The 13,258-nt window shown below is 60.6% G+C and carries 9 protein-coding genes; 6 read left to right on the top strand and 3 right to left on the bottom strand.

Annotated elements, in window-relative coordinates:
- Positions 1-48 precede the first annotated feature (48 nt).
- Positions 49-954, top strand: coding sequence for a cation diffusion facilitator family transporter (locus PQQ96_RS09235; protein WP_408291008.1), 906 nt, complete (start codon positions 49-51; stop codon positions 952-954).
- Positions 955-1,064: 110 nt separating this feature from the next.
- Here PQQ96_RS09235 and PQQ96_RS09240 read toward each other — a convergent pair whose 3' ends face one another.
- A complete protein-coding gene (locus tag PQQ96_RS09240) occupies positions 1,065-2,045 on the bottom strand; it encodes an aldo/keto reductase (RefSeq protein WP_408291009.1) in 981 nt (326 codons plus the stop codon).
- Positions 2,046-2,291: 246 nt separating this feature from the next.
- Here PQQ96_RS09240 and PQQ96_RS09245 point away from each other — a divergent pair, with 246 nt between their 5' ends.
- Positions 2,292-3,365 (top strand): purine-nucleoside phosphorylase, encoded by a 1,074-nt coding sequence (locus PQQ96_RS09245; protein ID WP_408291011.1) that lies wholly within the window; start codon positions 2,292-2,294, stop codon positions 3,363-3,365.
- A gap of 1,049 nt (positions 3,366-4,414) precedes the next feature.
- On the opposite strand, the gene PQQ96_RS09250 is transcribed toward PQQ96_RS09245, so the two are convergent.
- Together PQQ96_RS09250 and PQQ96_RS09255 are read right to left on the bottom strand one after the other, a co-directional pair.
- Positions 4,415-4,723: a DUF4148 domain-containing protein gene (locus PQQ96_RS09250; RefSeq protein WP_408291012.1), complete on the bottom strand. Its 309-nt coding sequence runs from the start codon at positions 4,721-4,723 to the stop codon at positions 4,415-4,417.
- Between the two features lie 236 nt (positions 4,724-4,959).
- Entirely contained in the window at positions 4,960-5,964 is a 1,005-nt protein-coding gene (locus PQQ96_RS09255; protein ID WP_408291014.1) for a LysR family transcriptional regulator, read from the bottom strand.
- Between the two features lie 185 nt (positions 5,965-6,149).
- On the opposite strand from PQQ96_RS09255, the gene PQQ96_RS09260 reads away from it, so the two are divergent.
- The 4 genes from PQQ96_RS09260 to PQQ96_RS09275 all read left to right on the top strand — a co-directional run bounded on the left by PQQ96_RS09260 (position 6,150) and on the right by PQQ96_RS09275 (position 13,169).
- On the top strand, positions 6,150-7,004 hold the full coding sequence (locus PQQ96_RS09260; protein ID WP_408291015.1) for an alpha/beta hydrolase: 855 nt from the start codon (positions 6,150-6,152) through the stop codon (positions 7,002-7,004).
- A gap of 45 nt (positions 7,005-7,049) precedes the next feature.
- Positions 7,050-8,261, top strand: a complete 1,212-nt coding sequence (locus tag PQQ96_RS09265; RefSeq protein WP_408291017.1) for an efflux RND transporter periplasmic adaptor subunit — start codon at positions 7,050-7,052, stop codon at positions 8,259-8,261.
- A gap of 74 nt (positions 8,262-8,335) precedes the next feature.
- Positions 8,336-11,521 (top strand): efflux RND transporter permease subunit, encoded by a 3,186-nt coding sequence (locus tag PQQ96_RS09270; protein WP_408291019.1) that lies wholly within the window; start codon positions 8,336-8,338, stop codon positions 11,519-11,521.
- Positions 11,522-11,534: 13 nt separating this feature from the next.
- On the top strand, positions 11,535-13,169 hold the full coding sequence (locus PQQ96_RS09275; RefSeq protein ID WP_408291020.1) for an efflux transporter outer membrane subunit: 1,635 nt from the start codon (positions 11,535-11,537) through the stop codon (positions 13,167-13,169).
- The last annotated feature ends 89 nt before the right edge of the window (positions 13,170-13,258 follow it).

The following is a 13,258-nucleotide window of genomic DNA, read 5'->3' on the forward strand; positions in this document are numbered from 1 at the left end:
ATTGCCAACCGAAAGCGCTCTGCAAACTCACGGACCCCCGCCACGACGATGAAAGAAGAATCGCCGAAAGCCATTTTCTATGCGCTTGCCGCCAACCTCGGCATCGCCATTTGCAAGTTCGCTGCTGCCACGTTCACCGGTTCCGGCTCGATGTTCGCCGAAGCCATTCACTCGACCGCCGACTGCGGTAACCAGTTGCTGCTGCTATTCGGGCTGCGTGAAGCACGCAAGCCCGCGAGCCCGTTGCATCCCATGGGTAGTGGCCGCGAGATCAATTTCTATTCGTTGCTGGTGGCGTTGCTGCTGTTCTTTGTCGGCGGCGCGTTTTCGGTGTACGAGGGCGTGCATCGTCTATTTGCGCGTGAGCCCTTGCAGTATGCGTATGTCGCGCTGGTCGTACTCGGCGTTTCGGTGGTGCTCGAAGCCCTTTCGTTGTGGGGCGCGGTTAAGGAAATCCGCAAGACGCATCCCGACAAAAGCCTGTGGCGCTGGTTTCGCGAAACGCGCGAGTCCGACCTGCTGGTGGTGGCCGGCGAGGACATCGCGGCGTTAGCGGGTCTTGCGATGGCCTTCGTCGCCGTGCTGCTGACGATGGTGACCGGCAATCCCGTCTACGACGCATTGGGCTCCATCGGCGTGGGTGTGTTGCTGATGGTGATTGCGTGGCTGGTGGCGCGCGAAGTGAAGTCGATGATCGTCGGCGAATCGGCGAGCCCGGAAGTGCGTCGCGCGATCGAGGCGCATCTGCGTACGCGCTCCGAGATTCGCAGCATTATCAACATGATTACGCTGCAGTGGGGGCGTCACGTGGTGGTCGCGGTGCAGGCGGAAATGATCGACTACGCGAGCGGCCGTGCAATGGTCGATGCGATCAACGTGATCGAAGCGGACTTGCAGGCGGCGTTTCCGCAAGTACGCTGGGTGTTTTTTGAACCGGACGTGCCGCGGGGCTGATGCGTTGTTTCGCTTGCGGGCTACGTCCGGTCCATCCGGAGCAGGCGGATTTCGCTCAAGTCCTCGCTAAGGCGCCTCCTTTTGCGTCCGCTGGCCGGTGCATTTGCCGCTTATTTGAAACCGGTCACCGCATGCGGCACATACAGTTCCTCTAGCTGGCGGATTTCATCCTCGCTCAGATTCAACGACAGCGCCGCGACCGCATCGTCCAGATGATGCAGTTTGGTTGCGCCGACGATGGGCGCGGTGATCGGCTTCTTCTGCAATACCCAGGCTAGTGCGACTTGCGCACGCGGCACACCGCGTTCTTTGGCGATCTGGCTGACCCGCTCCACGATCCGGCGATCCGCGTCTTCGGTATGCGCGTACAGCGTGCGACCGAATTCGTCGGTCTCGGCGCGCGCGCTTTCGGTGTTCCAATCGCGCGTCAGGCGTCCGCGCGCCAACGGGCTCCACGGAATGACGCCGATGCCTTCGCTCTCACACAGCGGCAGCATCTCGCGTTCTTCTTCGCGATACAGCAGGTTCACGTAGTTCTGCATCGTCACGAAGCGCGTCCAGCCATTGCGTTCAGCCACGTGCAACGCCTTGGCGAACTGCCACGCATACATTGACGATGCACCGATATAGCGCGCCTTGCCCGCTTTCACGACATCGTGCAGCGCTTCCATGGTTTCTTCGATTGGCGTGCCGTAGTCCCAGCGGTGGATCTGATACAGATCGACGTAATCCGTACCGAGGCGCCGCAAGCTGTTGTCGATTTCCGCCATGATCGCCTTGCGCGACAGGCCCGCGCCGTTCGGGCCCGGATGCATGCGGCTATTCACCTTGGTCGCCAGCACGATCTCGTCGCGCTTCGCAAAATCTTTCAGCGCGCGGCCGACGATTTCTTCGCTAGTGCCGTCCGAATAAACGTTGGCGGTATCGAAGAAATTGATGCCATGGTCGAGTGCCTGCTTGATAAAGGGGCGCGCCGCTTCATCATCGAGCGACCAGGGGTGGGTGCCACGAGCGGGCACGCCGTAGCTCATGCAGCCGAGACAAAGACGCGATACATCGAGGCCGGTGCGGCCGAGTTTCACATAATCCATCGTGGTGCTCCTGTGTTGAAGTGCACAAACGCGCTGCGTGCTGAAGGCCCTCCATTATAGGAAGGGACGCGTTGGCGTGCTGAGGAGCCCCGGGCTCGACCGAACGCGCGAGCCAGCAGATTTCAATCGCGGCGCATGAAATGCCGTAACACGTAGTGGAAAATAATTTCTTCACATCTATACTTCTTTCGGCTTGAAAGCGGCCCCTCTCCCAATCTGCATCAATAGAAGAAAGGAAGGATCACGATGCTGACTCGCACACTTGGCGCAATCTGCGCAATGACACTCGCGGCTTGCGCCGCCTTCACATCTGGCCCTGCCAGCGCGGACGACAACGATAGTTTGTCGCAAGGCGATGGCGGCTCGCACGGGCGGCCGGTCAAGGTGATGATCATTTCGATGTTCGGGCCGGAGGGGCAAATATGGCTCGATCGGCTGGGGCCATGGCGCGAGATTACGGTTGATGGCCTATCGCCTGACTACCCGACGGTTCATTGCAATAAGCAGGACGTGTGTGTCATGACCACTGGCATGGGGCATAGCAACGCTGCCGCGTCGATCATGGCGTTGACCTTCTCACCGCGTTTCGATTTGCGGCATACATACTTTATGGTTGCCGGTATTGCCGGGATCGATCCGCAGCAAGGGACGGTCGGATCTGCCGCGTGGGCGAAGTATCTGGTTGACTTTGGGATTCAGTGGGAGATCGACGCGCGCGAGATTCCGCCTGGCTGGAATACCGGGTACCTTGGGATCAATACCACGAGTCCGGCGGACAAGCCGCCGCTCGACTATCGGACGGAGGTGTTTCAGTTGAATACCCAGCTTGCCGATACGGCGTTTGCTTTGTCGCGGAGCGTAGTGTTGTCTGATAACGCTCAGGCGCAGGCTGCGCGGGCCAAGTATTCTTATGCGCCGGCTAATCGGCCGCCCACTGTTATTCAATGCGATACGCTCGCGGGCGATACCTGGTGGTCAGGGACGCTGCTGGGGCAGCGGGCGCGGGATTGGACCCGGATTCTGACGAATGGCAATGGGGTGTATTGCACGACGCAGCAGGAGGATAACGCGACGTATGAGGCGCTTAAGCGCGCGGCCTCAGTGAATAAGGTTGATTTGAATCGGGTTGCCGTCCTGCGGGCAGGGTCTGATTTTGATCGGCCATATGATGGGCAGACTAGTGCGGATAATTTGCTTAACTATGCTGCGCAAGGGGGCTTTACGATTGCTATTGAGAATCTGTATAGGGCGGGGGATCCGCTGGTGCAGGATATTGCCGCGCATTGGGGGGAGTGGAGGGATGGGGTGCCGAAGAGGTAGGTTTTTTGCCTGTGCGGCGCTTTGTCTGTTTGCCTGCGGCGTTGGGATTTTCCTGGTTTGTTTGCCTTCGCGGCGCTTGTTTTCTGTGTGCCTACGGTGTGGGCCTTTCCTTGAATTCTTATTGGTTTATTAGCGTCGCCCCTGTGCGGGGCAGGCACCTACTTTTCTTTGCCTGCTGCAAAGAAAAGTAGGCAAAAGAAAGCGGCTCGACTCTCCTGCTAAGCGGGTCCCCCGCACAGTTGCGGTAGTGGTGCATCTGGAATCCGTGCCCTCGCACATTCGGCGCGAGTGACAAGGACGTCATGCTTCCCGCCTCGCACTACGTGCTCGCCGGAAGGGTCCATCTGAAAACATGAGGCTTCGGTTCTGCGCGGTGGGGGGCCATCGGCTTCGCCTCGGCGAGGTGCTCCCCCGCACTTATGAGCGAATCTTCATTTCGATTGAAATGAAGATGTGTTGCACTGCCACTGCAAGTGCAAGTGCAAGTGCAAGTGCAAGTGCAAGTGCAAGTGCAAGTGCAAGTGGTAGCGGTGACGCAACGATAAGCCGGGGCGCCGAGCAACCCGCGGAAGCCAAAAGGACTGCGATCGGTTTTATGAAGTAGGTTTCGGCGCGCGCAGCGTCGCCGGAAGTATGACTGCTTTGTCACTCGCGCGAATGTGCGAGGGCACGGATTCCAGATGCACCACTACCGCAACTGTGCGGGGGACCCGCTTAGCAGGGGGTGCGAGCTGCTTTCTTTTGCCTACTTTTCTTTGCAGCAGGCAAAGAAAAGTAGGTGCCTGGCCCGCACAGGGGCGACGCTAATAGTCCGATAAGAAAACAAGGAAAGGCCAACACCGTAAGCGCACAAACAAAAGCGCCGCGCAGGCAAAAACCAAACCAAACTCTTATCGCTGCGGCGCCCGATAAGGCGTCCAAACAGCCACATCCATATCCCAATGATCGAGTTCAGACGGTGTCATGACATGCTCCTTTGTAAAGAGTGTGCAAACCCAGCCGCGACGAGAGTTTCTTTTGGATACCGAACAATCGCGGAAAATTTAGCCTTACTGCCCGTTGGCGACACGCGTAACATCGCCACTAGTCCCTTCCTGCAATGCAATCCGCGCAGCCTGCGTCTGCCCAATCAGACCTTTATTCGGATACGACGTGCGATTCAATGCAGGCAGCGATCCATCGCGATACGCCGCGACCAATTCAGCCTGAACTTCAGCACGGGTTTTTCCGGTTGTAGTCGGCGTAGGTGCCGTTTCATATGTGCCTGCATGCCCAATGCCACCATCGCTGCCTTGAGCAAACACCAATCCGCTGGCAAGCAGCGAAATAACCAGGCCTGCTAAGAGATTGCGTTTCATGATCCACTCCTGTCGATTCGTTTGCAGCACGAGCGGCGCTGCGACAGGGTGAAATGTAGACTTCGAGATGACTCGGATAAATCGCACTTTTGCGAAATGAATTGTCGCGATTCCAGAACAATCGCAACAACGCACGCGTTACCCGGTTACTGCAGGGCAACCGCGGCATTAGAGCCGCGGCTGGAATTCACTGTTCCAGATTCTGTGCTTCAACTCGCGCGGTTCAAGTAACCCAATCAGGCAACCCACTCCGTTATTACCGGTGTATCGAGTGTCGGAGCAGACTCGCGTTCTTCGAAAGTGCGCTTCGTGCACATTGCGTCGAGACTGCCGCGTCCGCTCAACAACGGGCAGCGGTCAAACAGCTCGGCAATCCAGTCTACGAAAACACGGACTTTAGGCGACAGATGGCGACTGTGCGGATAGACTGCGGAAATCGGCATCGGCAAAGGTTTCAGCTCCGGTAGCACTTCAACCAGCTGACCCGAACGCAGATGCGGCAGCACCATGAAGAGCGCCGGCTGAATCAGGCCGAAGCCTTCCAGTCCGCAAGTCACGTAGGCATCGGCGTCGTTCACCGACACAATGCCCTTCATCTTTACTTCGATTTCTTTGCCATCAACCATGAAGGCCCAATCGATCGTGCGCCCCGTGCGGCTCGAAAAATAATTGACTGCTTTGTGATTCTCGAGGTCTTCGAGCGAAGTCGGCACGCCCGCGCGCTCGATGTAGTCGGGGGCCGCGCATGTCACGCCCTCGAACAAACCGATACGGCGCGCCACGAGCGAAGAATCCTGTAGCGCGCCCACTCGCACCACGCAATCCACACCTTCCTGCAACAGGTCGACCGGCCTGTCGGTCAATCCGAGTTGCAGGTCGATGTCCGGGTAACGCGTGTGGAATTCACATAGCGAAGGAATTACCAGCAAGCGCCCGATCGATCCGGGCATGTCGATGCGCAGCTTGCCATGCGGCTTCTTGTTGCCGCTCTGGAAGCTGGCCTCGGTTTCTTCGACGTCCGCGAGGATGCGCACGCAGCGTTCGTAGTACGCGGCGCCGTCCGGCGTCAGCGACAAACGCCGCGTGGTCCGGTGCATCAGACGCGTGCCGAGGAACGCTTCGAGGTTCTGAATGATGGTGGTAACCGATGCGCGCGGCAGGTCGAGCGTTTCCGCTGCACGGGTAAAACTGTTGGTGTCGACGACGCGCGTGAACACTTGCATGGCCTGAAGCCGGTCCATTGCAAACCTCCTAAAAGGGGCGGGCACTCTGAGCTGGGGGCGAATCTGCAGCGAATCCGCAGAGCAATCACATTCGATTGTTCAGAGGCGCCGAATTGTGTTGCCGGATTATAGGCATTTATTTACGAGTCTGCCGAACCCACAATTCGCACCATTGAAGTTCTATGCGCATTGCGCGGCTCGACATGGATGCATTTAAACCGCCGTACTCCTTTGTGCCCACCGGCAGCGGCCCGGCACAGGCAGACAGCACGGCACTCGACGTCACTGACGTGCAGATCGAAGGACACGCGCAGGACATCACGTTGCGTTTGTACCGGCAGCCACAGAAAACCTCACTGCCAGTACTGCTTTATTTCCACGGCGGTGGTTTTACGAAGGGCTCGATCGATCAGGCCGACTACGCCGCGCGCTATTTCGCAGAACACTTACCGGCGCTCGTCGTCTCGGTCGGTTATTCGCTGGCGCCGCAGTTCCCGTTTCCGGCGGCGCCCGAAGACGCACATCGCGCGGCGCTGTGGGTGCAGACAAGAGCACGCGCGTTTGGCGGGAATAGCAAGAAGGTCGGCGTGGCGGGCCACGATGCGGGCGGGCAGTTGGCCAACTGCCTCGCTTTCATTGCGCGTGACCGTGGCGATGTGCGCATCGCCGCGCAGGCATTGTTTGGACCGATGCTCGATCCGAGCCTCACGCGGCTCGGCGACGAGAAGCGCCTCGGCTCGGACATCACTGCGAAGGAATGCGCGGCGTGTTATCGCGCGTATCTGCCGCAAGCGTCGCAACGCATGCATCCGTATGCCGCGCCACTCGAATCGTCGCGCCTCGCGGGCCTGCCGGCCACGCTGATCGCGACGGCGCAAAACGACGTGCTGCATGTGGAAGCGGAGAAGTACGCGAGCAGTCTGATCGACGCAGGTGTGCTGACCCAGGTGGTCCGCTATCCCAGCGTCTCGCACGCCGCGTTGGCCGATCATCCGCCGGCTTTGCAGGAAGCGGTGCAGTTTTTTCAGTGGCGCTTCGATGCGCGCGCCCATCGCTGAGACACCAATAAGCAGAACTTTAATCAACGATACCGGGAGCTTCACATGACTATCCTTCCTCTTTCCCGTCGCCGTGTGGCGATTGCCGCGCTCGTCGTCATCGCCGTGGCCGGGCTGGGCACCTTCGGCGCAATTCGCGTCGACGCGAGCTCGCCCGCTGCGCCGACCATCGTGCCGGAGGTCGATGTCGCCACTGTGGTGCAAAAAACCATCACCGACTGGCAGAGCTATTCGGGCCGCCTTGAAGCGGTCGAAAAAGTGGACGTCCGTTCGCAGGTGCCGGGCACGATCGTGTCCGTCAACTTCAAGGACGGCGCGCTCGTGAAAAAGGGCGACACGCTGTTCGTGATCGATCCGCGTCCGTATGCAGCCGAAGTCGATCGCGCCGAAGCGCAACTCGCGGCAGCGCAAGCGCGTACGGGCTACACGCAAAGCGATTGGGAACGTGCGCAACGTCTGATCGCCGACAACGCGATCGCCAGGCGCGATTACGACGAGAAGCAGAACGCCGCGCGCGAAGCGAGTGCCAACCTGAAAGCCGCGCAAGCCGCCGTCGAAACCGCACAAATCAATCTTGGCTACACGAAGATCGTCGCGCCGGTGGCGGGCCGCGTGTCGCGCGCGGAAATCACGGTGGGCAATGTGGTGGCGGCGGGCGCAAGCTCGGCGCCGCTTACCACGCTGGTGTCGGTGTCGCCGATCTACGCCTCGTTCGACGTCGACGAACAAACCTATCTGCAGTACCTGAGCCGCGCGAAGGATGGCCGCAAGGTGCCAGTGGACCTGGGTCTGGCGGATGAAAGCGGCTACTCACGCAGCGGCACGATCGAGTCCGTGGACAACCGTCTGGATACGTCGTCCGGCACGATCCGGGTGCGCGCGCGCTTCGATAACGAGGATGGTGCATTGATCCCGGGTCTGTATGCGCGTGTGAAGGTCGGCGGCAGCGAGCCGCATCCGGCACTGCTAATCGACGATGCGGCGGTGGGTACGGATCAGGACAAGAAGTTCGTGCTGGTGGTCGACCAGAGCAATCACGTCGTCTATCGGGAAATCGCGGTGGGCAGCATGCAGGGCAACTTGCGCGTCGTCAAAGACGGCTTGCAGGCGACCGACCGGATCGTCGTGAACGGCATCCAGCGCGTGCGTCCGGGCGATGCGGTGCGTGCTCACATGGTGCCGATGACCGCCGATCAGGATCCGAACGGCGCGCCGCTCGCGCAGACGCGGGCAAAAACAGCGGACAAGAATTCGTGAGCCTCGTGCGCCGCGCTTATCTGACCCTGTCAGGCAGCCGTAGCGGGCGCATGCTTCAACGTTAAGAGCTTCCAATGAACATATCCAAATTCTTCATCGATCGACCGATCTTTGCCGGCGTGCTATCGGTATTGATCCTGCTTGGGGGCATCATCTCGCTCTTCAAGCTGCCGATTTCGGAGTACCCGGAAGTCGTGCCGCCTTCGGTGGTGGTGCACGCCCAATATCCGGGCGCCAACCCGAAAGTGATCGCGGAAGCCGTCGCGGCGCCGCTTGAAGAGCAGATCAACGGCGTCGAGAACATGCTGTACATGCAGTCGCAAGCCAATAGCGACGGCAATCTCACGCTGACGGTGACCTTTAAGCTCGGCACCAATCCGGACCTCGCGACGCAACTGGTGCAGAACCGCGTCAACCAGGCGCTGCCGCGCCTGCCGGAAGACGTGCAGCGGCTTGGAATCACGACCATCAAGAGTTCGCCGACGCTGACGATGGTGGTCCACCTGATCTCCCCGAACAATCGCTACGACATGACGTATCTGCGCAACTACGCGCTGCTCAATGTCAAGGACCGGCTTGCGCGAATTCAGGGCGTCGGCGAAGTGCAGTTGTGGGGTTCGGGCGACTATGCGATGCGCGTCTGGCTCGATCCGCAGAAAGTCGCACAGCGTGGTTTGACCGCGACCGAAGTGGTCAATGCAATCCGCGAGCAGAACATTCAGGTGGCAGCCGGTGTGATCGGCGCATCGCCTTCGGTGCCGGGCACGCAACTGCAGTTGTCGGTGAATGCGCGTGGCCGTTTGAAGACTGAGGGCGAATTCGGCGACATCATCGTCAAAACCGCGCCGGATGGCGGCGTGACGTACCTGCGCGATATCGCGCGTATCGAACTGGCCGCGTCGGAATACGGCCTGCGTTCGCTACTCGACAACAAGCCTGCGGTGGCGCTCGCTATCAACCAGGCGCCGGGTGCGAACTCGCTCGCGATTTCCGACCAGGTTCGTTCCGCGATGAAGGAACTGGCGGAAGACATGCCGGCCGGCGTCGAATACAAGATTGTCTATGACCCGACGCAGTTCGTGCGCTCGAGTATCGAGGCAGTGATTCACACGCTGCTCGAAGCGATCGCGCTGGTGGTGATCGTGGTGATCGTGTTCCTGCAGACGTGGCGTGCGTCGATCATTCCGTTGATTGCGGTGCCGGTGTCGATTGTCGGGACGTTCTCGTTGTTGCTGGCGTTCGGCTTCTCGATCAACGCGTTGTCATTGTTCGGGATGGTGCTTGCCATCGGGATCGTGGTGGACGATGCGATCGTGGTGGTGGAGAACGTCGAACGGAACATCGAAAGCGGGCTCAGTGCGCGCGACGCCACTTATAAGGCCATGCAGGAAGTGAGTGGGCCGATTATCGCCATCGCACTGACGCTGGTCGCCGTGTTCGTGCCGCTCGCTTTCATGACGGGCCTGACGGGGCAGTTCTACAAGCAGTTCGCGATGACCATCGCGATCTCGACAGTGATCTCGGCGTTCAATTCGCTGACCTTGTCGCCGGCTTTGTCCGCGCTGCTGCTGCGTAGCCACGGCGCGAAGGAAGACTTCCTGACGCGTGTGATGAATCGTGTGCTGGGCCGTTTTTTCAAGGGCTTCAACAAGGTGTTTCATCGCGGCTCGACGGAGTATGGCCGTGGCGTGAAGGGCGTGCTGCGCCGTAAAGGCGCGATGCTCGCGGTGTACGCGATCCTGCTGTGTGCGACTGTGCTGATCTCGCGCGTCGTGCCGGGCGGATTCGTACCGGCGCAGGACAAGGAATACCTGATTGCGTTTGCGCAGTTGCCGAACGGTGCGTCGCTGGATCGCACGGAAAAGGTGATCCGCGATATGAGCGCGATCGCCCTGAAGCAGCCTGGCGTGGAAAGCGCGGTGGCGTTCCCGGGTTTGTCGGTGAACGGCTTCACTAATAGCTCGAGCGCGGGCATCGTGTTCGTCACGTTGAAGCCTTTCAAGGAGCGCGGCAGCAAGAAGCTCTCGGCCGGTGCGATTGCCGGTGCGTTGAACCAGCAGTACGGTGCGATCAAGGATTCGTTCGTCGCGGTGTTCCCACCGCCTCCGGTGCTGGGTCTCGGTACGCTGGGCGGCTTCAAGATGCAGTTGGAGGATCACGGTGCGGTGGGCTATGCGGAGTTGAACAAGGCTGCGGAAGCCTTTGTGAAGAAAGCAGCGCGAACGCCTGAACTCGGACCGACGTTCTCGAGCTATCAGATCAACGTGCCGCAACTGAACGTCGACCTGGATCGCGTGAAGGCCAAGCAACTCGGCGTGCCGGTCACGGACGTGTTCAACACGATGCAGATCTATCTGGGTTCGCTGTATGTGAACGACTTTAACCGCTTCGGCCGCGTGTATCAGGTGCGGGTGCAGGCTGACGCGCCGTTCCGTCAACGTGCTGACGACATCCTGCAACTGAAGACGCGCAATGCCGCGGGTGACATGGTGCCGTTGTCGTCGCTGGTGACGGTGACACCGACGTATGGCCCGGAAATGGTGGTGCGCTACAACGGCTATACGGCTGCCGACATCAACGGTGGTCCGGCGCCGGGTTACTCGTCGGGTCAGGCGCAAGCCGCTGCCGAACGCGTGGCGGCGGAAACCTTGCCGCATGGCGTGAAGCTCGAATGGACCGACCTGACGTATCAGCAGATCATCGCCGGCAATGCGGGTTTGTGGGTGTTCCCGATCAGCGTGCTGCTCGTGTTCCTCGTGCTGGCCGCGTTGTATGAAAGTCTGACGCTGCCGCTCGCGGTGATCCTGATCGTGCCGATGAGCGTGCTGTCCGCGCTGACCGGTGTGTGGCTCACGGGTGGCGACAACAACATCTTCACGCAGATCGGTTTGATGGTGTTGGTGGGGCTGTCGGCGAAGAACGCGATTCTGATCGTCGAGTTCGCACGCGAACTCGAACATGATGGGCGTACACCGCTGGCGGCGGCGATCGAGGCGAGCCGTATGCGTCTGCGTCCGATTCTGATGACGTCGATCGCTTTCATCATGGGTGTGGTGCCGCTGGTGCTCTCGAGTGGAGCGGGTTCGGAGATGCGTCATGCGATGGGGATCGCGGTGTTCTTCGGCATGCTCGGCGTGACGCTGTTCGGCCTGATGCTGACCCCTGTGTTCTATGTGGTGCTGCGTACGTTGGCGGGCGGGACGATTCACGTCGCGCAGAAAGACGCGCCGCATCTTGGGGCGCCGGCGACGGAAGCCTGAGGAGAAAATAAAAATGAATCGTTTTGAATCTTTGAGCGGGTGGGGCCGGGCGGCTGCCAGCGGTTTGCTGGTAGCGTTGCTCGCGGCCTGCTCCGTGGAGCCCACGTATAAGCGGCCGGAGGTGGATACACCGGTTGCGTTCAAGGAAGCGCCCGCCGCTGCGTCGGCCGCGTCTGGTGCGTCGGCTACATCGGCTACGTCCGCCGCATCGCCGCAGGACACGGGTACCTGGAAGCAGGCTCAACCCGCCGACGACGCGCATCGCGGCGAATGGTGGACGATTTTCGGCGACCCGCAACTCAACGCGCTGGAAGAGCAGGCGGCTGCTGCGAATCAGGACCTGAAGGCGGCAGCAGCACGCGTGCAACAGGCGCGTGCGGTGACGCAGGCGGCGAAATCGGACTGGTTCCCGAAGTTCGACGCAGGCTTTGGCCCGACGCGTGAACGGGCATCGGCGGCCTCGCAGTTTCAGCCGGATAGCGCGGGTGGGACGAACGGCACGATCTGGCGTGCGCAGGTCGGCGCGTCGTATGAGACCGATCTGTTCGGGCGGGTCGGTTCGAACGTGAATGCGTCGCGTGCTGACGAGCAGCAAACTGAAGCGCTGTTCCGCTCCGTGCAGTTGTCGTTGCAGGCCGACGTCGCGCAGAACTACTTCCAGTTGCGCGAGCTCGACACGGATCAGGATCTGTACCGCCGTACCGTGGCGTTGCGTGAGGACACGCTGAAGCTGGTCGAGCGCCGTTTCAAGGAAGGCGATATCGGCGAGCTGGATGTTTCGCGTTCCCGCAACGAACTGGCGAGTGCGCGTGCCGATGCAGTGGGTGTGGCGCGGCAGCGCGCGGCCTCTGAGCACAGCCTGGCGATTCTGCTCGGCAAGCCGCCGGCGGATTTCTCGTTCGCGGAGGCACCGCTCGTGCCGGTGACGGTGCGTGTGCCGCCAGGGTTGCCTTCGGCGCTGCTCGAACGTCGGCCGGATATTTCGGCGGCGGAGCGGGCGATGATGGCAGCGAATGCGCGGGTCGGTCTGGCGAAGTCGGCGTTCTTCCCGAAGCTCGATATCACGGGCGGGGCTGGCTTTGAATCGGCGACGCTGGGCGATCTGTTCATGTGGTCGAGCCGCGCGTTCATTCTCGGGCCATTCGCCGGCACTGCGCTGACGCTGCCTTTGTTCGACGGTGGCCGCCGCAAGGCAAACCTCGCGCAGGCTCGCTCGAAGTACGACGAGGATGTAGCGCAGTATCGTCAGCAGGTGCTGGTGGCGTTCCGTGAGGTCGAGGACAACCTGGCCGATCTGCGTTTGCTCGACGACCAGATGCGTGAGCAGAACGACGCGGTCGTGGCCTCGCAACGCGCGGAGCATCTGTCGCGCACGCAGTACACGGAAGGCGCGGTCAGCTATCTGGATGTGATCGACGGTGAACGGCAGGTGCTGATCTCGCAACTGCAGGCGAGTCATCTGTCGGGCACGCAAGCGGTGGCGACGGTCAATCTGATTCGCGCGCTGGGCGGCGGATGGGGCGATGTGAAGCCCGCGGGCGATGAGGCGGTGGGGGCGGTTGCGCCGGCTTCGGGTCCGGCTGCTTCGGCTTCGACTTCGACTGCTGCATCTGCATCCGCGTCGGTGGATCAGGTGGCGAAGCGCTAGGGTTTGTTTTTCTGGTTAGTTGGCTTGTGAAGGACGCCGGGTTGCGCTAAAGCGTGGTCCGGCGTTTTTTTCGTTTGTTATCGTCGTTG

Origin of the sequence: Paraburkholderia sediminicola (assembly GCF_046027825.1) — a bacterium.
Lineage (GTDB): Bacteria > Pseudomonadota > Gammaproteobacteria > Burkholderiales > Burkholderiaceae > Paraburkholderia > Paraburkholderia sediminicola_D.